The organism is Lentzea californiensis (assembly GCF_024648825.1).
Lineage (GTDB): Bacteria > Actinomycetota > Actinomycetes > Mycobacteriales > Pseudonocardiaceae > Lentzea > Lentzea californiensis.
In genome coordinates this window covers 126299-145562 of record NZ_JANBBE010000005.1, presented here as the reverse complement: position 1 = coordinate 145562, position 19264 = coordinate 126299, and the positions used below count along the sequence as shown (strand labels likewise).

20 protein-coding genes are annotated in these 19264 nt (G+C 70.2%); 10 read left to right on the top strand and 10 right to left on the bottom strand.

Annotation, left to right across the window (positions count from 1 at the left end):
- The first annotated feature begins 41 nt into the window (after nt 1-41).
- Complete coding sequence (locus LX88_RS20180; protein ID WP_258949332.1) at nt 42-362, top strand: hypothetical protein; 321 nt, start codon at nt 42-44, stop codon at nt 360-362.
- Complete coding sequence (locus LX88_RS20175) at nt 359-868, top strand: YceI family protein (RefSeq protein WP_258949331.1); 510 nt, start codon at nt 359-361, stop codon at nt 866-868. Before LX88_RS20180 ends, LX88_RS20175 begins: the two co-directional genes overlap by 4 nt.
- Here LX88_RS20175 and LX88_RS20170 read toward each other — a convergent pair.
- The 5 genes from LX88_RS20170 to LX88_RS20150 form a co-directional block, all read right to left on the bottom strand.
- Nucleotides 856-1557, bottom strand: coding sequence for a class I SAM-dependent methyltransferase (locus LX88_RS20170; protein WP_258949330.1), 702 nt, complete (start codon nt 1555-1557; stop codon nt 856-858). The two genes, LX88_RS20175 and LX88_RS20170, sit on opposite strands and share 13 nt — an antisense overlap.
- 50 nt (nt 1558-1607) lie before the next feature.
- Complete coding sequence (gene lgt, locus LX88_RS20165; protein ID WP_258949329.1) at nt 1608-2531, bottom strand: prolipoprotein diacylglyceryl transferase; 924 nt, start codon at nt 2529-2531, stop codon at nt 1608-1610.
- Between the two features lie 61 nt (nt 2532-2592).
- Nucleotides 2593-4374: a CocE/NonD family hydrolase gene (locus tag LX88_RS20160; protein ID WP_258949328.1), complete on the bottom strand. Its 1782-nt coding sequence runs from the start codon at nt 4372-4374 to the stop codon at nt 2593-2595.
- Nucleotides 4375-4494: 120 nt separating this feature from the next.
- Entirely contained in the window at nt 4495-5613 is a 1119-nt protein-coding gene (locus tag LX88_RS20155) for a fatty acid desaturase family protein (protein WP_258949327.1), read from the bottom strand.
- A gap of 164 nt (nt 5614-5777) precedes the next feature.
- Entirely contained in the window at nt 5778-6845 is a 1068-nt protein-coding gene (locus tag LX88_RS20150; protein WP_258949326.1) for a ferredoxin reductase, read from the bottom strand.
- An 86-nt stretch (nt 6846-6931) separates the two neighbouring features.
- Between LX88_RS20150 and LX88_RS20145 the strand changes: the two genes are divergently transcribed.
- The 7 genes from LX88_RS20145 (at nt 6932) to LX88_RS20115 (ending at nt 13153) form a co-directional block, all read left to right on the top strand.
- Entirely contained in the window at nt 6932-8074 is a 1143-nt protein-coding gene (locus tag LX88_RS20145; RefSeq protein WP_258949325.1) for a PucR-like N-terminal domain-containing protein, read from the top strand.
- A gap of 106 nt (nt 8075-8180) precedes the next feature.
- The gene (locus tag LX88_RS20140; RefSeq protein ID WP_372511383.1) at nt 8181-8726 is read left to right on the top strand and encodes an RNA polymerase sigma factor; all 546 of its coding nucleotides are present in this window, start codon (nt 8181-8183) and stop codon (nt 8724-8726) included.
- A gap of 127 nt (nt 8727-8853) precedes the next feature.
- Nucleotides 8854-9645 (top strand): cupin domain-containing protein, encoded by a 792-nt coding sequence (locus LX88_RS20135; protein WP_258949324.1) that lies wholly within the window; start codon nt 8854-8856, stop codon nt 9643-9645.
- Nucleotides 9642-10400 (top strand): ABC transporter ATP-binding protein, encoded by a 759-nt coding sequence (locus LX88_RS20130; protein WP_258949323.1) that lies wholly within the window; start codon nt 9642-9644, stop codon nt 10398-10400. The genes LX88_RS20135 and LX88_RS20130 overlap by 4 nt, the downstream gene beginning before the upstream one ends.
- An 82-nt stretch (nt 10401-10482) precedes the next feature.
- Nucleotides 10483-11244, top strand: a complete 762-nt coding sequence (locus LX88_RS20125) for an ABC transporter ATP-binding protein (protein WP_258949322.1) — start codon at nt 10483-10485, stop codon at nt 11242-11244.
- On the top strand, nt 11241-12593 hold the full coding sequence (locus LX88_RS20120; RefSeq protein ID WP_258949321.1) for a hypothetical protein: 1353 nt from the start codon (nt 11241-11243) through the stop codon (nt 12591-12593). The genes LX88_RS20125 and LX88_RS20120 overlap by 4 nt, the downstream gene beginning before the upstream one ends.
- Complete coding sequence (locus LX88_RS20115) at nt 12590-13153, top strand: hypothetical protein (protein WP_258949320.1); 564 nt, start codon at nt 12590-12592, stop codon at nt 13151-13153. The genes LX88_RS20120 and LX88_RS20115 overlap by 4 nt, the downstream gene beginning before the upstream one ends.
- On the opposite strand, the gene LX88_RS20110 is transcribed toward LX88_RS20115, so the two are convergent.
- Genes LX88_RS20110 through LX88_RS20090 form a run of 5 tightly spaced genes read right to left on the bottom strand, consistent with a single transcriptional unit; the run spans nt 13150 to nt 18082 of the window.
- Nucleotides 13150-14364: a GDSL-type esterase/lipase family protein gene (locus tag LX88_RS20110; protein WP_258949319.1), complete on the bottom strand. Its 1215-nt coding sequence runs from the start codon at nt 14362-14364 to the stop codon at nt 13150-13152. The genes LX88_RS20115 and LX88_RS20110 overlap by 4 nt on opposite strands.
- 59 nt (nt 14365-14423) lie before the next feature.
- A complete protein-coding gene (locus LX88_RS20105; protein WP_258949318.1) occupies nt 14424-15080 on the bottom strand; it encodes a response regulator in 657 nt (218 codons plus the stop codon).
- Nucleotides 15077-16201, bottom strand: a complete 1125-nt coding sequence (locus tag LX88_RS20100; protein ID WP_258949317.1) for a sensor histidine kinase — start codon at nt 16199-16201, stop codon at nt 15077-15079. The genes LX88_RS20105 and LX88_RS20100 overlap by 4 nt, the downstream gene beginning before the upstream one ends.
- Nucleotides 16198-17025 carry a CPBP family intramembrane glutamic endopeptidase gene (locus LX88_RS20095; protein ID WP_258949316.1) on the bottom strand — a complete coding sequence of 276 codons (828 nt, stop codon included), beginning with the start codon at nt 17023-17025 and terminating at the stop codon, nt 16198-16200. Before LX88_RS20095 ends, LX88_RS20100 begins: the two co-directional genes overlap by 4 nt.
- Nucleotides 17026-17035: 10 nt before the next feature.
- The gene (locus LX88_RS20090) at nt 17036-18082 is read right to left on the bottom strand and encodes a MerR family transcriptional regulator (protein ID WP_258949315.1); all 1047 of its coding nucleotides are present in this window, start codon (nt 18080-18082) and stop codon (nt 17036-17038) included.
- Nucleotides 18083-18288: 206 nt separating this feature from the next.
- Between LX88_RS20090 and LX88_RS20085 the strand changes: the two genes are divergently transcribed.
- Entirely contained in the window at nt 18289-19260 is a 972-nt protein-coding gene (locus tag LX88_RS20085) for a TerC/Alx family metal homeostasis membrane protein (protein ID WP_258949314.1), read from the top strand.
- The last annotated feature ends 4 nt before the right edge of the window (nt 19261-19264 follow it).

Below are 19264 nucleotides of genomic sequence, written 5' to 3'. Positions count from 1 at the left end.
CGCACGAGCCGAGACTCGGTGCACCACCAAAGGAGGCGACCATGTACGCGCAGCTCACCTACTTCGACGGCCCCCGCGGTCCCGAACAGCTCGCCGCCGCGGACTTCGCGGCGAAGCAGCGGATCGCGCCGGCGGCCATGAAGGTGCCGGGCAACATCAGGACCTACGTGCTGCGCCGGGCCGACGGGTCGGAGGTCGTGCTGTCGATCGCCGAGTCCGAGCAGGCGCTGATCGACACCCAGAAGGCGATCATGGGCACGCGCCTGCTGCCCGGCGAGGACGCGGCGCTGCTGCCGGGCGCGGACCGCGTCGAGATCTACCCGGTGCTCGAGGTCTTCGAGTACGACGGCGCGCAGTCATGACCGCCACGCGAGCACTAGCCGCCGGCGTGTGGCAGGCGGACCTGAGCCGCAGCACCGCGTCGTTCCAGGTGGGCAACCTCGGCCGCAAGGCACACGGGACCGTGCCCGTCACCGCGGGCACCGTCGAGATCGGCACCGACGGCACGTTGCTCGCCGTGCACGGCACCCTGGACCTCGGCGCCATCGACACCGGTAAAGCCAAACGCGACAAGGACCTGCGCAAACCCGGCCTGCTGGACCTGGACCGGCACCCCGTGATGACGTTCATCGCGACGTCCGCGCGGACCGAGGGCACCGGCTGGCACGTCACCGGCACGCTGGCCGCCAGGGGCACCGAGACGGAGCTCGCCGGCACGGTCGAGCTGTCCTCCCTGGACGGACGTGAAGCGGTGCTGACCGCGACGGCCCGGCTGGATCGCAGGACGCTGGGCATACGCGCGCCCAGCTTCATGATCGGTAAGTGGGTGGACGTCACCGTCACCGCGGTGATCGCTCAGTCCGCCTGAAGGGCGAAGAACAGGAAGTTCGGGGCGTCCGCGTAGTGCGCGAACTCCCCGGGGAACAGGTCGCGGGCCTCCGGCAACGGCGGCGGCTCGCTGATCGAGGAGATCCGGAACCCGGCCGCGGCGAACGCGTCCGTCATCGCGTGCAGCGGCCGGTTCCAGAACGTCACCTCGACCGTCTGATCACCCACCGGCCACGTCCCCGCCTGCGAGTAGACCGCGAAGTAGTCGGGCCTGCGCCCCTGCATCCGTTCGATGACGTACTCGGCGGTGGGGTGGTTGACCGACGCGGTGAGCCGGCCGCCGGTTCGCAGCACCCGCCGGAACCCGGTGAGGGCCGGCCCCCAGTCCCGCAGGTAGTGCAACACCAGGGACGCGACGACGTCGTCGAACTCCCGTGCGCGAACGGCAGCGGGCCGCCGGCGTCCGCGACCCGCACGTCGGCGTCCGCACCGAGGCGCAACCCGCGCCCGCTCCACCATGCCCGCGCTCACGTCGATGCCGCTCACGACCGCACCCCGCTCGCGCAGCGCCGCGAACAGCGGGCCGGCACCGCAGCCCGCGTCGAGGATCCGCCGCCCCGTCACGTCCCCGGCCAGCGCCAGCGTCGCGGGCCGCTCGTAGTAGGCGTTCTGCAGACTCGTCTCGTTGTCCAGGTCGTACGCCTCGGCCACGGTGTCGTAGTCGCTCATGCGATCGATCTTGCCCGAGCTTCGTGGTCACCAACGCCGACCAGGTGAGGTCAGGACGATGACGATCGGTCCTCAACGGGCCGTCCGGGCGCCGCGTCTGCGGGCAGAGGCGCAGAACTCGGCGCCGGAGCTGACCTGAGGTCCTCCCGGCCCGGATGCCGCCGTGCCGACCACACCGTCAGCGCGGCGGCGCCCAGACCGAGGACCAACGAGGTCCAGATGTTCAGCCGCAGGCCGAGGATCGTGTTCGCCGCGTCGATGCGCAGCGCCTCGATCCACAGCCTGCCCAGCGTGTAGAGCACGACGTACAGCCCGAACGCGCGGCCGTGCCCGAGCTGGAACCGGCGGTCCGCCCAGATCACCACGGCCGCCGCGGCGAAGGTCCACAGCAGTTCGTACAGGAACGCCGGGTGGAACGTCCCGAGCACCACAGGCGCTCCGTCCGAACCGATCACCGCGCGGCCCGCGTCCTGGTCCCACTCGTGGATCGTGAGCGCCCACGGCAGGTCGGTCGGGCCGCCGTACACCTCGTTGTTGAACCAGTTGCCGAGACGGCCGATCCCCTGTGCCAGCAGGATTCCCGGTGCTGCCGCGTCCGCGAGCGGAGGCAACGCGACGCCGGCGCGTTTCGCGCCGATCCAGGCTCCGAGCGCGCCGAGTGCGATCGCGCCCCAGACGCCCATGCCGCCCTCCCAGATGTAGAGGGCGCGAACGGGACTGCCACCGGGGCCGAAGTACGGCTGCCAGGACGTGGCCACGTGGTAGAGCCGGGCGCCGACGATGCCGAACGGCACGCCCCAGGTGGCGATCTGGTTGATGACACCGGGCCTGCCGCCGCGCTGCACGTAGCGGCGTTCGGTCAGCCAGGCGGCGACGAGGATGCCGGCGATGATGCAGAACGCGTAAGCGCGGATCGGCATCGGACCGAGGTGCCAGACGCCCTGGATCGGACTGGGGATGGCGGCCAGGAGCATCGCGCCACCCTAACGACGCCGGGGCCTGCGCACTGTGAAGTCCGCAGGCCCCGGCTCGTCATCACTTGTTCAGCGCACCGCCGACGATCGGCAGCACCACCTTGCTGACACCCAGCGACACCTTCAGCGACACACCGCTCGCCGCCGAGTCCGAGGCGAGGTAGGCGTTGTGGTTCGTGACGAGCACGATCCCGATCCGGTGCCCGGCCGGGATCAACGCGTCACGAGCGTGCAGCTTCCAGGTGACGTCCGCGGTGGACCCGTTGGTGGGCAACGGGGTCGCGGTCTCGAGCGACAACCGGTTCTTGGCGTCGACGGCGCCCTTGGTCAGCATCGTCGCCGAGACCGCCTGGATCGACACGTCCGGCGGACGCGCGCAGCCGGTCTTGTCGCGCAGGTCGTTCTTGCCGCACACCTCCTGGGACAGCTGCAGCGGGCTGCGTTCGGACAGCACGGCCTGCGTGCTCGGGCCGTAGTCCACCAGCAACGCCGTGAGCGGCGTCGACGCCCGGTTCGACGCGATGCGGACGGTCAGGCTGACCTCACCGGACAAGCGTGCGTCCCTCGTGAGCGGTGCCGTCACGTAGGCCAGCCGTCGTGTGTTCGCAGTCTCCGGGCCGGCCATCATGGTCGCCTCGCTGATGTTCGCGTTCGCGACCAGCGTCTGCGTGCCACCCGAAACCGGTGCGGTGGTCAGCGAACCGGACATGCCGCCGGACGCCGGGCCGAAGTACAGCGTGGTGTCCTTCGTGTCCGGCCGCGGCCATGAGGCGGCCTGTTCCCAGCTGCCGTCGGGCTTCTGCACGTCGGCCATGGGCTCGTTCATGATCCCGTTGTCCGCGCCCTTGAGCCAGTGGTCCATCCACAGACCCATGACGCGCTGCCACTCGGTCTGGCGGAACGAGATCGGGTCGAGGTGCCCGCCCCGGTGCAGCCAGATCTTGCGCGGCACGTTCCGGTCCGCCAGTTCCTCCCACCAGCGGCCGAACTGCGACGGCTTGACGTTCCAGTCCGCTTGGCCGTGCACCGCGAACACCGACGCGGACACGTTCTGCGCGCCCACCCGGTAGTCGCGGGCCTTCCAGAACGACGTGTAGTCGTAGGACTCGTCGCCGTCCTCACGGGACAGCTTGTCGAACACCGGCTTGCACTTCGCCTTCTGCGCCGCGCTCACGACGTAGTCGGCGAGGAAGGCCGGGTAGTTGGACTCCCAGCCCTTGTAGCCGATCCCCTGGTCACGGGCGTACTCGTACCAGCTGGAGATCGCGGCGATCGGCACGATCGTCTTCACACCGGGGATGTTCGCCGCGGCCGCCGCGTTGGGCAGCGTGCCGTTGTAGGAGACGCCGAGCATGCCGACGTTGCCGGTGCTCCAGCTCGCGACCGCCTGGCGGCCGTCCGCGTAGAACGCCTTGGCGCGGCCGTTGAGCCAGTCGACGACCGCGCGGACGCTCGCGGTGTCCTCGGGACCGCCCGTGGTCGGGCAGCCGGTCGAGCGAGAGGTGCCTTGCATCTCCATCTCGACGACGGCGTACCCGCGCGGCACGAAGTACTCGTCGTACCAGCGGCCGAAGCCGCGCGGCACGTTCGTCGCCGTCGCGGCGGCCGCGCCCAGCCCGTAGTAGGGGCTGGCCTCCATCACGATCGGCACGCGTTCGGCCGTGTCCGGCCGCATGACGTCGGCGGCGATCCGGTCGAGCTTGCCGTCCGCGTCACTGTCGGTCGTGGACTCGACGTAGACGGTCTCGGTGATCGCCGCGGCGGCAGGAGCCGCGTTCGAGGCAGGCGTGTAGATCGTCGCGGCCATGAGCAGGGTGGCCGTGACGAGGTAGACCCTTCGCATGAGTTCCTCCGTCGGAGGGCCCGATGAAGCAGCAGGGGTGGAACTCGGGCCCTACGAAGGAATCTCACCGAATCCGGCGGTGTCGCCGGTACGGCCGAAAGATCTGAACCATTGCCCGTCTCAGGCGGCGACCAGTTCCTTGTCCTTGGCCGGCGTCTTGACCTTGGGCTTGCGGTTCGGCAGCGACAGGCGGAACACCTTGTGCCACGCCGAGAAGACCTGCTTGGGCAGCGGACCCGTCACGTAGTCCAGTTCGTACTTCTCGAACAGCGCCTTCACCTTGACCGCGACCTCGGCGTACCGGTTGCTCGGCAGGTCCGGGAACAGGTGGTGCTCGATCTGGTGCGACAGGTTGCCGGTCATGAAGTGCATGGCCTTGCTGCCGCTGATGTTCGCGGAGCCCATCATCTGGCGCAGGTACCACTGGCCGCGCGTCTCGCCCTTGATCGAGCGGCGCTCGAAGGTCTGCACGCCCTCGGGGAAGTGCCCGCACATGATCACCGAGTGCGACCAGATGTTGCGGACCAGGTTCGCGGTGAACGTCGCGGCGAGCGTGGTCAGGAACGACGGGCCCGACAGCAGCGGGTGGATCACGTAGTCCTTGAGCACCTGCTTGCGGATCTTGCGGCCCACGGCCGCGGCACGCGCGCGGAACTCGGGGCGGTTGCGGCGGCGCTTGTGCAGGTTCTTGCCGAGCTCCAGGTCGTACGCGGCGATGCCGTACTCGAAGAAGCACGCGTTGATGAAGTTCCACAGCGGCTGGCCCAGGTGCATCGGGTGCCACTTCTGGTCCTCGTCCACGCGCATGATGCCGTAGCCGAGGTCGTTGTCCTTGCCGATCACGTTGGTGTACGTGTGGTGCAGCTCGTTGTGCGAGTGCTTCCACTGCTCGGCCGGCGAGACGTGGTCCCACTCCCAGGTGGTGGAGTGGATCTTCGGGTCGCGCATCCAGTCCCACTGGCCGTGCAGGATGTTGTGCCCGATCTCCATGTTGTCCATGATCTTCGCCACGGACAGGCCGGCGGTGCCGATGATCCACGCCGGCGGGAAGAGCGAGAACAGCAGGATGCCGCGGCTGGTCAGCTCCAGCTTGCGCTGGATCGAGATGACCTTGCGGATGTAGGCCGCGTCCTTCTCACCGCGGCTCGCGATGACTTCTTCGCGAATCGCGTCGAGCTCGCGGCCGAGCTCCTCGATCTGTTCGTCGGTCAGGTGGGCGGTGGGATCGATGGCGGTCATGAGTCTCGCTTTCCGGGGAACCAGTGGCTGGGGGTGGGCCACTTCACGGGGGAGGAATGTCAGTGGTGGGCGCGGGCTGGTGGTGTGGCCCGGAAGGTCGCCGGGCGAATTCGCGGTCAGACGGCTGTCTGTGGATTACCCGGCCGACGTCCTGAGTCACACCACTAGCGTTCGAGTTCGCAGGGGCCCGCGGCGGCGGACACGCAGGTTTGGATGAGCACGTGGGCGGTGGGGCTGTCCTCGGCCTCGGTGATGTCGCCGGTGCGCAGGTCCCGCACGGCGCCGGACTTCAGCGGCGTCACGCAGCCGTAGCAGATGCCCATGCGGCAACCGGACGGCATCAGCACGCCCGCTTCCTCGCCGACGTTCAGCAACGGGGTGGCGCCGTCGGCCTCGACGGTCTTGCCGGTCTTGCCGAAAGTGACCTCGCCACCCTCGCCGGCGACGACGACCGTGGGCCGGAAGCGCTCGGTGTGGAGCTTTTCGGCGACGCCGTGCTCGGCCCAGTGCGCCTCGGCGGCGTCGAGCAGGCCGGCCGGCCCGCAGGCCCAGGTCTCGCGCTCGGCCCAGTCGGGCACGAGCTTCTCCAGCTCGGCGACGTCGAGCATGCCGTCGGTGTCCGTGTGCAGCTCGACCAGCTTGAGCGCCTCGTCGGCGACCAGGTCGTGCAGGTCGTTGCGGAAGATCACGTCTTCCTTGCGCGGCGCGGAGTGCACCATCACGACGTCGGCGAGCCGCGCGTCGCGCAGCATGCCCATCGCGGGCGTGATGCCGCTGCCGGCCGTCAGGTAGAGCACCTTGGCGGGCTTGGTGGCGGGCAGGACGAACTCGCCGGTGGCCTGGTCGAGCTGGATGACCGTGCCCGGCTTCGTCTTGCGGACCAGGTGGTTGCTCACCTTGCCGTCGGGGATGGCCTTCACGGTGATCGTGATGCGGCCGTCCGCGCGGTTCGTCGGCGACGTCACCGAGTACGCGCGCCACATGCGCACGCCGTCGACGTCGACGCCGATCCGGATGTACTGACCGGCGACGTGACCGCGCCAGCCCTTGCCGGGCTTGATCACGATCGTCGCGGCATCGTCTGTCTCGCGGTGCACGGCCTCGATGCGGCCGCGCAGGTCGGCACCGGCGCGGAGAGGGCTCACCAGGTCGAGGTAGTCGGACGGCAGCAGCGGCGTCGTGACCAGCTCAAGCAGTTTCCACGCCCTGCTGCGGAGGGCGACACTCGTCATGACTCCAGCTTGATGCGCCCCAGGGCGTAAAGTCCTGTCCGCAGGACGTGAATTTGCCCGGCTGGATTGTTCGCAGGGAACAAATCGTGACTCACGCAATGAGGAAAGCCACCGAACTGGCCCTCGATGAGAAGACCGTGACCGCGTTGCGCGCGGTCTTGAGGCCGACGGCCGACGAAGTGGTCCGCGCCATCATCACCGAGGTGCCGAGCTACGCCAACGCACTTTCCGGGCGCATGGGCGGCACCATCCGCCGTGCCGTTCGCACGGCGCTCGGACTGTACTTGGACCTGGCAAGCGGCACAGGCGGGGGCGGCGACGCCAGCGACGCGGCCTACGAACTCGGCCGAGGCGAGGTGCGCGACGGCCGTTCGATGGACGCGCTGCTCAGCGCGTACCGAGTCGGCGCCCGCGTGGCCTGGCGAGGCCTGGCCGCAGGCGCCGTACCAGCGGGTCTGCCCGCCGCGGAGGTGGCGAAGTTCGCCGAACTGACCTTCGCCTACATCGACGAGCTGTCCGCCGCCAGCGCCGCGGGCCACGCCGACGAACTGGCCGCACGAGGCCTCGCCCACGAACGCCACCTCGAACAACTGGCCCGGGACCTGCTGGCCGGCGCGAGCGCCGAGGTCCTGCTGACCTCCGCCGGACGCGCCGCCTGGCAACCGCCGACCACGCTGACCGTGGTCCTGCTCCCCGCGTTCCAGACCCGCCCCGCCTACCGCTCGCTCGACCCCGGCACCCTCGTCCTGGACGACCTGCCGGACACGACCGGCGTGCTGTTCGTACCCGACGCAGACCGCGCCCACCTGCTACGACAGCTCAACCACCGCAGCGCCGTCGTAGGACCAGCGCGCCCATGGATGCGTGCCTCCGCCTCGTACGAACGAGCCGTACGCGCGCGCTCCCTCTCCCCCGGCATCCGCGACACCGAGGAACACCTCGCCTCCCTCGTGCTGAGCGCGGACCCCGACGCCTACGCCGACCTGCGCGCCCGCGCCCTGGCGCCCTTGCTGGCGTTGCCGGCCACCACGGCCCGGCGCCTCGAGGAGACGCTGCGCGCCTGGTTGCTGCACCACGGCCGGCGCGAGGAGGTGGCCGCCGCCCTGTTCGTGCACCCGCAGACCGTCCGGTACCGGATGGGGCAGCTCCGGGACCTCTTTCCGGACCTCGGGTCTCCGCAGCGGGTTTTGGAGCTGACGCTGGCGGTGGGCCTGCCTTCGGTGGATTAGTTTTGGTCAACACTGAAGCTATCGAGCAAGCCGATAGAAGTGGCGCACGCCACAGCGAGACGAGAACCTGAGCCACGATCTCGACGTCTTGCGGAGTGTGAGAGCCATCCGGGGTGAGGCAGGCCTCGACGAGGAGCAGCTCGTGCGCCGGGTCGCACGAGGTGACCGCCGCGCGTTCGAGGAGCTGTACCGCCGCACCTCGCCGTGGCTGACCGTGCGGCTGCGCAGGCGTTGTTCGGACGAGCAGATCGTCGCCGAGGTGCTGCAGGAGACCTACCTGGCCGTGTGGCGGGCCGCGGACGCGTTCGCGGGCGCGGCCGCAGGCGGTACCGCTGTGGGCTGGCTGTGGACCATTGCCGCTCGCAGGCTGATCGACGCGTTCCGCCGCCGCGCCCACCACGCCACACCACCCGCCGCGGCTGCTCCTGTCCCCGCCGCCGCTGCCGACGAGGAGGTGCTCGACGGGGTGGTCGGGGACGAGGTGGGGGACGCGCTGCGCCGCCTGGCGCCCGAGTTGCGGCAGGTGTTGCAGGCGATGGTGCTCGACGGGCTGTCGGTGCGGGAGACGTCGGTGCTGCTCGGGGTGCCGGAGGGCACCGTCAAGACCCGTGCCCGACGGGCCCGGATCGCGATGAGGGAGGCCCTGACATGACGACGCACCGCGCCACACCGGCCAACGGCACCACCACTCGCCAACCCCGTACGCGCAACGGCAGCGCGGCCATCCACCGACCCAGCCCGCCCGAGCACCCGCACCACGCGACGCAGGAGGCGCGACCATGACCGCTCACCACCCCAGCGACCACCTCCTGCGCCGCTACTCCAGCGGCGACGACGACATCCCGGCCGACGAGCTGTGGGCCGTCGAGTCGCACCTCGAGACCTGCGCCCCGTGCCGCGCACGGCTGGCACCCGAGCCGATCGCCGAGGCGGTCTGGGCCGGTCTCTCGCCGCTCCTCGACCGCACCCCGCAAATGCCGCGTGCGCGGGCCTGGCGGCGGCTGCACGGGTGGGTCTCGCCCGCGGCGGGGCCGTGGCTCGCGATGATCCTGCTGGTCATCGCCGCCGCCGTGGCGCTCGACCGGACCGGGTTCGCGGTGGGTGACCGGGTGTCGCTGGTCCTGCTGGTCGCGCCTGTCCTGCCGGTCCTCGGTGTCGCCGCGTCCTGGGGGCGGTCGCTGGACCCCGCGTGGGAGTTGACGGCCGCCACGCCTCGTGCGGGACTGCCCCTGGTCTTTCGCCGGACCGCGGCGGTGCTGGCCGTGGTGGTGCCGGGGCTGGTGGTGGCGAGCCTGCTGACCGGCACCGGGTTCGCGCGGTGGTTGTTGCCGTGTCTGGCGTTCACGGTGGGCACGCTCGCGTTGGGGACGTTGATCGGGGTCACGCGTGCTGCGGTCGTGTTGCTCGTGGCGTGGGCGGTGGCGATCGTGGCGCCGACGATCGCGTTCAGCCGTACGGCCGTCGCGCTTGGTCCGGACGCGGCGCCCGGCTGGATCGCACTGCTGGGCGCCAGCCTGGTGGTGCTCGTCGCGCGGAGGATGGCGTTCACGCGTCTGGAGGCGAACCGATGACCGCGCCCACCACTTACGCCTGGGAGATCGAGACCCGCGACCTGCGGGCCAGGGCCGGGCGGCGGATGGCCGTCGACGGCGTCACGCTCACCATGGGGCGTGGCGTGCACGGGTTGCTCGGGCCCAACGGAGCCGGCAAGACGACGCTGATCCGCACGCTCGCGACCGTGCTGAAACCTCACTCGGGCGAGCTGTCGCTCCTGGGCGGCGAGGACTTGCGCCACCTCCGGCGCCAGATCGGATACCTGCCGCAGGAGTTCGGGCACTACCGGCGGTTCACCGTGCGGGAGTTCGTGGCGTACGTGGCGTGGCTCAAGGAGATGCGTGACGTCCCGGCTGCCGTGCAGCGCGCCATCGAGCGAGTCGGGCTGGCCGATCGGGCCGACGACAGGATGAAGACGTTGTCCGGCGGCATGATCCGTCGGGTGGGCATCGCGCAGGCGATCGTGAACGACCCCGAGATCCTCCTGCTCGACGAACCGACCGCAGGCCTCGACCCCGCCCAGCGCCTCCGGTTCCGCGAGCTGCTCACCGAACTCGGCACCGACGCGTGCGTGGTCGTCTCGACACACCTGGTGGAGGACGTCGCTGCCGCGTGCACGGACGTAGTGCTGCTCTCCCAGGGAAAACTCGTCTTCCAGGGCACCCCGGACCAACTCGCGGCCCGGGGCACGGAGCGGCACGCGGGCGACAGTCCGCTCGAACGCGGTTACAGCGCCCTGCTCGGCATCCCCGACCGGCCCGGCTCCTGGTGACCGGCGTCACAGCATTCCGAGAACCTCGCGAGTCCCGGCGCCGTCTAGCCCGTCAAGAGCGCGAACACTTGAGGGAGAACGGATGCAGGCGATCCAAGCCGACAACCTGGTGGTGCGCGTGGGCGGGCGCAAAGGCCGCGACGCGGTGAACGGGCTCAGCCTCGGGCTCGGCCGCGGCGTGCACGGGCTGCTCGGCCCGAACGGGGCGGGCAAGACCACGCTGATCCGCACGCTGGCGACGGTGCAGTCCCCCACCTCGGGGACGTTGTCGTTGCTCGGCACACCGGCCGGCGGCAGGCTGAAGCCCGTCCGGCGCAGGCTCGGCTACCTGCCGCAGCACTTCGGCTACTACAAGCGCTTCAAGGTGCGGGAGTTCGTCGAGTACCTGGCGTGGCTGAAGGAGATGCCACCGGCGCTCATCCCGAAGGCCGTGCGGGAGGCACTCGAACGGGTCGGACTGTCCGACCGGGCCGAGGACCGCATGAAGTCGTTGTCCGGCGGCATGGTCCGGCGCGTCGGCATCGCGCAGGCGATCGTCAACGAACCCGAGCTCCTGCTGCTGGACGAACCCACGGTCGGCCTGGACCCAGCGCAACGGCTGCGGTTTCGCGAACTCGTCGTCGAACTGGGCCGGGAGGCCTGCGTGCTGATCTCGACCCACCTGGTCGAGGACGTCGCCGCGGCGTGCACGGACGTGGTGCTCGTCAACGAGGGATCCCTCGTCTTCCAAGGGAGTCCGGCCGATCTCGCCACCGCCGGCACGGCGTCGCACGTCGGTGACAGCCCGATCGAACGCGGCTACTCGGCACTGATCAGCGCGAAGTCCGCAGGGGGTGCCTGGTGACCGGACTGCGCATCGAACTGCGGCGCTCGACCGCGCTCTGGGCCGGGCTGCTCGTGCTGGTGTCCGGCACGGGAATGCTGCTGCTGATCACGTCCGCGGGCGCGAGGTGGACGGCCAACTCGACGTCGGCGGTGCTCGAACTCCGTCTGCCCCTGGCCTACGTGTGGGCGCTCGTGGTCGGATTGGCCGTCCTGCAAGGCATGCGGGACAGCCGCGCGAAGGTGACCGAGCTGTTCACCGCCACCTCCCGGCCCGGCTGGGTCAGGCTCGGCACGCTCGCCTCGGCGGTGGCGGGCGTCGTCGCGGTGGCGGGCGCGTTGCTGTGCGCGGGACTGGTGGCCACGGTCGCGTTCGGCGGAGGGTTCGTCTCCATCGGGTTCGTCCCGCTCATGGTGACCGTGGTGCTCGCCCTCGCGTCGAGTGTCCTCTTGGGACTCGCGGTGGGCAGGCTCCTGCCGCACCCGCTGACCGTGCCGGTGGCACTGGTGGCCACGTTCATGGTCGCGACCAGCGCGGGCCGGGCGCTCGAAGTCCAGTCGCCCGGCGACGAGATCTCCCGGCTGGCACTGCTCACGCCCGTCCTCGACCCGCCGGACTCGGACCTCGTCACGACGTCGACGTCAGTGGATCTGGGTCAGCTCGTGTGGTTCACCGGCCTGGGCGTGACGGCCTTCCTCCTCCTCGTCGCACGAACCCACCTCGGCCGCCTGGCCTCACTCGTGCCGGCCGGTCTGGCGGTCGTACTCGCCCTGTCGATCATGCCGGTCAAGTACTCAGAGGTGCTGGTGGCGGACTCGATCGCGGGGAAGCTGGTCTGCGACGGCAAGGTGTGCCTGAGCCAGGTGCACGCCGCCAGTCTGCCCGTCGTCGCCCCGGTCGGCCGTGACGTCCTGGCCCAGCTCTCGGTGCTGCCCGACGCGCCTTCCGAGGTCCGGGAGGACACGTCGGCGATGGCTCACCTGACCGCGCCCCAACGCGATCACCGCATCGTCTACGTGCAGTCGCAGGGCTTTCCCAGGCCGCTGAGCATGACCGGTGACCAGCTGCGGCTGGAACTGCTGGCCGGTGCGGGCGTCGCCGGTTGTGCCGGCCCGAACACCTTCGACACCAGCGGGGGCGTCGTCCGCTACGTGACCGCCGGGTACTTCAACGGGGAACTGGCCGAGCTGGCCTCCGAACCCCTCATGTGGAACAACACCCGGCTGCGGACCGAGATCGACGAGACATGGCGGCAGTTCCGCGGCCAGTCCGCGCAGGAGCAGCTCAACCGGGTCGTGCGGGCGCGGCAGATGTTGCTGGCGTGCGAGGACTCCGAACGTGTGCTGGACGTGCTGAAGGCAAGCCGATGAGGCCGCTCGTGTTGTACGCGCAGTCGCGTGGAGTCCCTGCGGCACTGGTGGTCCTGCCCGTCGTGGTGCTGGTCGCGTGGTCGGCACTGCACTCACCGTGGACGCCGCTCAGCGCGTCGCTGACGACGCTGGCCGCCGTGCTGGTGACGACGGCCGGCCTCGCGGGCCAGGACCCGGAACTGGACAGGTCGACCGCCGTGCCGTGGCCGTTGTGGCGCCTCGGGCACCTCCTGCTCGCCGCCGTGGTGGCCGCGATCTCGGTGCTGGTGGTGCAGGAACTCGGCTACGAACCGTTCGCCGCCGCCTTCGTCGTCCGCGACACCGCGGGCATGGTCGGCCTGGCCGGTCTCGCGGCGACGGTGGCCGGAGCCCGGCTCGCCGCCACCGCCCCGGTGCTGTGGTGGGCGGTGGCGGCGATCATGCCGCCCGCCGAGTCGACGCTCGGCCGCGTCGTCACGTGGCCGCTCGGCGCCCCGGACGACGTGGTGACCCGGTGGACGGCGGGAGTGCTGTTCGCAGGCGGGATCGCCGCGTACAGCGCACGCGGCGGCCACCGTTAGCCGATGGTCTCCAGCGCGATGTAGTCGGCGATCGCCCGCTGTGCCTTGATGTTCACGTGCACGCCGTCACCGACGTCGTACTGGGCGTTGACGCTGTTCGGCTTGATCGGGTCCTCCAACACCTGGTCGAAGTCCTGCACCGAGGCGCAGGTGTCCGAGCAGTCGCCGCCGCGCTTGACGAAGTCGTTGACGGCGTGGCGGTCCACGTTGTTCTGGTCGCTGTAGCCGGGCCGGGGCGTGATCGGCGTGACGTGCACGGCGATCCCGGCCTCGCGCAGCCGCTGGAACACCGCGCGGTAGCTGGTGACGATGTCGGTGGCGGTGCACCCGTTCGCGAGGTCGTTCGTGCCGTAGTAGTAGATGACATCGGTGACGCCATGCAGCGCCAGCACGTCCCTTTCCAGCCGTGCCAACGCATCCAGGCCGGCGAACGGCGCCGGGGTGTTCGGGCAGACGGAACTGGTGGTGCCGCTGATGCCGGCGTTGGCGACGGCGAGCTGAGGTCCGGACGAGGCGGCGATGCGGCGGGCCAGCACGTCGGCCCACCGCTTGTTGGTACCGAGTTCGGTGCAGCCGGGACCGCACACAGTGCTGCCCACGCCGTCGACGACCGAGCTGCCGAACGGCACGACGGTCCCCTTCAGCCGCGGGTTGAACACATCGACCGCGCTGACCAGGTAGGTCGACTGGACCGTCTGCGTGTACGCGGCGCCCAGGCCGGTGGTGTGGTCGCCCGAACCGGGTGGGGTCAGGTAGTTGTCGCGGAACGCGGAGTCGTGCCGGCCGGGCACGACCTCGCCCGCGACGTGCATGCTGACCGCGAGATCGGTGTCCGGCCTGGTGTTCAGGGACGTGCGGTCGCTCCACACCTCACCGCCCGCGGGGATCGTCACCGTGCGGCGGCCTCCGAACGTCACGTCGCGCGTGCCCTCCACGGCCGCGCCTCCCGCGCTCAGCGCGACAGTGGTCCGGTCGACCGTCAGCGGCTGCCTGCCGAACGTGTTCTGCACCCGGATCCGGACCGCGCTGCCGCCCTGGCTGAGGTGCGTGATCATCCGCATCGACTGGTCGTGCAGCGTGACGGGGGCGAGGTTCTGCTGCGACTGCGCCCACGAGGTGAACCAGACGGGCCGGTCCGCCACCGCCGACGGTGTCAGCAGCGCGCCCACGGCCAGGACGGTCGACACGATCGCGAGGTTCCGAGTTCTCATCCCCCGGTCCTATCGCTTCGTGACGACCAAGTCACGTCTTGTAATCACCTGGTAAGACGCTACGTCACCAAGCCTCGGCGATAGGCGTAGACGACGGCCTGCACCCGGTCGCGCAGGTCGAGTTTGGTGAGGATGCGCGACACGTACGTCTTCACCGTCTCCTGGCTGATGACCAGGGCCGCGGCGATCTCGCTGTTGGACAGGCCCTCGGCGATCAGCCGGAGGACTTCGAGCTCCCGCGGCGCCAGCTGGGTCTGCGGGACCTCCCCGGCCGGCCGGATGCGTGCCGCGTACCTGCCGACGAGCTGCCGGGTCACCTCCGGCGCGAGCAGGGCGGCACCGCTCGCCACGGTCCGGATGCCCTGCAGCAGCTGGGCCGGTGGCGCGTCCTTGAGCAAGAATCCGCTCGCACCGGCTCGCAGCGCCTCGTAGACGTACTCGTCGAGGTTGAACGTCGTGACCACGAGGACCTTGACCGGGTCGGGGACGCCGGCGCCCGCCAGCAGCCGGGTCGCGCCGATGCCGTCGAGTACGGGCATCCGCACGTCCATCACGACGACGTCCGGGTGCAGCCTGCCGGCCAGGTCGACCGCCGCGCGCCCGTCCCCGCACTCCCCCACGACCTCGAGGTCCGGCTGGGCGTCGATGATCGTGGCGAACCCGGTGCGGATGAGCGCCTGGTCGTCGCACACCAGCACGCGAACCGGCGCGGTCACGCCGGATTTCCCGCCGGGATGCGCGCCCTGACCACGAAACCGCCGTCGCGTTGGCCCGCCGAGAACTCGCCGCCCAGCACGTCCACGCGTTCGCGCAGCCCGGCCAAGCCGCGGCCGCTGCCTCCGACCGCCGTGGACGACCTCGCGCCCTCGGTACCCACCTCCACGGTGATTTCCCTTTCGCCGTAATGCACGTGCACGTTCGTCGGGTTGCCGTGCGCGTACTTCAACGCGTTCGTCAGCGCCTCCTGCACGACCCGGTACGCGACGGCCTCGGCGCTGCCCGCGTCCCGCGTCGCCTCGCCTTCCTCCGCGAACTCCACGGGCTGCCCCGCCAGCCGGGTCTGCTCGACGAGCGTGCGCAGGTCGCCGAGCGTTTCCGTGCTGTGGTCGGGGTTCAGCAGGTCGAGCAGGTGCCGCAGGTCGGTCAGCGACCGCCGGCCGGTGTCGGTGATCGCCTGCAACGTCTGGTCCAGCCGGTCGGGGGCCGCGGTGAGGTACCGCGCGGCCTCCGCCTGCACCACCATCGCCGTCACGTGGTGGGTCACCACGTCGTGGAGCTCGCGGGCGATCAACGTCCGTTCCGCGACACGGGTCGCCGCGGCGACGTGCCGGCGGCGTTCCTCCTCGGCACTGCGCGAGAGCCGCAGCCACGCGCCGATCGCCCACAGGGCGGCCACCGCCAGGTAGAACGTGACGAACCCGGCCACACCTTCCGTGGCCCCGTTCAGGTCCAGCGCGACGGCCAGCCCGGCGTACCCGGCGGAGAGCGCGATCACGGTGCCGCGCCGGTGGTGCGACAGGTGCAGCCCGGCGCTGATCAACGCGATCGACAGGGCCGTGCCGGCGACGGTGTGGTAGCCGCGCAGCTGGTCGACGGCGAACGCGACCGACACCACCGCGAGGCAGACGAGAGGCCACTTCCGGCGGACGACCAGCGGCAGGCACTCCAGCGTGATCACCGCGATCGCGAGGGCGTCGAAAGGCCGGTTCGGCAGTCCACCGAGCTGCGTTCCCTTGTCGTGCAACGCGGGCACCAGCGATGCCAGCGCGAGCAGCAACGCCAGTGGCGCGTCCTGGACGCGAACGTCCCAGGCGCGCCACCGCTGAAGGCTGATCACGCGGCGAGAGTAGCGGCCGGCGCGGTACGGCCACGGCGCGGCATGATGTTGCCGCGGCGCTTGGCCAGCCACAGGAACGCCGCCGTGACGACCAGGCCGGCCAGCACCGAGTACACGCTCGCCTCCGGCCCGAACGCCCCGCCGGTGACGAGCGCGGAACCGGACGTGACGCCGTCCAGCAGCCCCTGCGGCGCGTCCTGACCGGACACGCTGGTGCTGAAGATGCCGCCCTGCGCGAAGTTCCACGCGAAGTGCACGCCGATCGGCACCCACAGGTTGCGCGTGGCCACGTACGCGGCGCCGAGCATGAGGCCCGCCTCGATCGCGATGGCGAGCGAGCTCCACACCGTGGCGTTCGGGTTGAAGATGTGGGCGAAGCCGAACACCAGTCCACTCAGGACCAGGGCGAGCCAGGTGCCGAGGTGTTCCTCGACGATGCGGAACACGATGCCGCGGTACATCAGCTCCTCGGTCACCGCGACGGCGACCATGAAACCGAAGATCGCGATCATGCCGGGCACCGAGCCCCAGCCGCGCACCTCGTAGGCGCCGAGGAAGGTGATGTTCAGGATCACCGCCCCGAACATGGCGAGTCCGACGAGGACACCGCGGCCGAGAGCGCCGGCGGCGATCTTCAGCGAGACCTCGGCGGGCTCGCGGCGTTCGGTCTTGCGCACCACCCAGGCGTACGTGGCCAGCGCCAGCGCCGCCGCGACGACACCGGCGACGAGCGTGAGCGGGGCGTTCCATCCCAACGCCTGCACGCCGGTGGCACCCACGAACGACACGACCGCCACCAGGAGGAACTGCTTCAGAAATCGCATGGCCGGAACGTTAGGGATTTCGTGCGTCCGGAACGTCCCCGTGCGGTGGACATTCGTGTGTAGCTCCTGTGGGGGACACGGAGGCTTTGAGTGCCGCGGACAGCCAGGCGAACGGCATGAACTCCGCGGCCTGCTGCGCGGTCCCGTCGATGATCGCCACCAGCGACTGGTACCTGGTGTACGGATCGGTGGACGTGGCGGCCTCCTCGATCGACTCCAGGTGCATCCGCTCGATGTCCAGCACGTCGGCGGACAGCTTCTCGCGGTACTCAGGACTGTCCGGGGTCTCGCTGAGCTCGCCCAGGTAGGCCGCGTAGAGATCCGCGATCTCGCGTCCCAGCGGCGAGTCCGCCGGCTCACCGGCCCGCTGCGCCTCCTGCGCCCGCACGAAGATCGAGCCTCCCCGTTCGAACGCGCCCACCATCTCCGCCGACGTCATCATCGCGGCCGCGGGCCCGGAGAAGGTCTCCCGCAACGCCTTCTTCACCTCACGGCGGAAGTTCGCGTCCTGCAGGAGGTTCGCCAGCTCGATCCACGCCTCCAGCTGCTCGGTGGACGGCTCGTCCGGCAGGACCAGACGGCCGTTGCGCATGAGGTCGAGGAACTCCGGGCTGACCTCGAGGCCCTCGCTGATCTCGTTCCAGAAGTCGTCGAACAGCCGGTCCCGCTCGTCGTCGGACATCCCGGCGAGCTTGTGCATGAGGACCACCTGGTCGGCCTCGGTGTGCTGCCGGGCGATCGTCCGCAGCACGGCCTTCCTCGACCGGATGCGGCGGGCCTGGTCGTCCAGCCGGGACAGGTGCGCGGTCGCCAGGTCGGACAGCGTCACCCGTCCCTCCAGCAGGCGCCGGATGTCGTCCAGGCCCGCGTCCAGGTCGCGCAACGTGCTGACGAACTCCAGCCGGGCGATCGCGTGGACGTCGTAGAGCCGGTGCCCCGCCGCGGTGACCTGGGCGGGGGCCACGATCCCCTCGTCGGAGTAGAACCGGATCGCGCTGACGCTCAGCCCCGTCCGGCGGGCCACCTCTCCGATCGCGTACAGCCTGATGTCGTTCATGAGGCCACTATCGGCCCTCAAGCGGCTTGAGATGCAACCCACATGAGTGACTTACTTGAGCATTACCAACCCTTTACCTATGCTGACCCGCGAGGGGAGTACTTCCCAAGCGCCTGCCCGGTCAGTACGGACACCCCGAGGTGTCCCCGGGAGGCCACCCGCACCGGGTGAAGGAGACCTCGAACGATCGTGTTCGAGGAGGCTTTGTGCCTGTGCACTCCGTGGCGTCGCCCGGTCTGTGGTTCGTGAGCATCGCGGCGTTGCTGGTCCTGCTGGTGGTCGACTTCCTGGTGACCCGCCGCCCGCACGAGGTGTCCGTCAAGGAGGCCGCGGGCTGGTCCGTCTTCTACCTGGCGCTGCCGCTGGTGTTCGGGCTCTGGCTGTGGTTCGAGTTCGGCAGCGGTCAGTCGCTGGAGTTCGTCACCGGGTTCGTGGTGGAGAAGTCCCTCTCGGTGGACAACCTGTTCGTCTTCATGCTGCTGCTCGCCGCGTTCAGCGTGCCGGCGGAGATCCAGCAACGCGTGCTGCTCTACGGCATCGTCGGCGCGTTGGTGCTGCGCGGCATCTTCATCGCGGCCGGCGCGGCCATGCTCTCGGCAGGCACCTGGGCGTTCCTCGTGTTCGGGCTCGTGCTGCTCGTCTCGGCGGTCAAGATCCTGCAGACGGCGCTCGCCGGTCACCCCGAGGCCAAGGACACCTCGAAGATGCGGTCGGTCCGGCTGCTGCGCAGGCTGATGCCGGTCACCGACGACTACCGCGGCACGAGGATGATCGTCCGCGAGAACGGCCGCAGGGCGCTCACCCCGCTCGCGATCGTGGTGGTGGCGATCTTCGCGACCGACGTCGTGTTCGCGATCGACTCGGTGCCGGCGGTGTACGGCATCACCGAGGACCCGTACCTGGTGTTCACCACCAACGCGTTCGCGCTGCTCGGCCTGCGCGCGCTGTACTTCGTGCTGCAGTCGTTGCTCGCCAAGCTCGTGCACCTCAACCACGGTCTCGCGGTCATCCTGGCGTTCATCGGTGTGAAGCTGGTGCTGCACTGGGCGCACGGCGTGTGGCCGGCCGTGCCGACGATCCCGACCCCGGTCTCACTGGCCGTCATCGTGGTGACGCTGGGCGTCGTCACCGTGACGAGCCTGCGTTCCCGTCGTGAGGAAACGGTCGCCGGCCCGTAAGTTC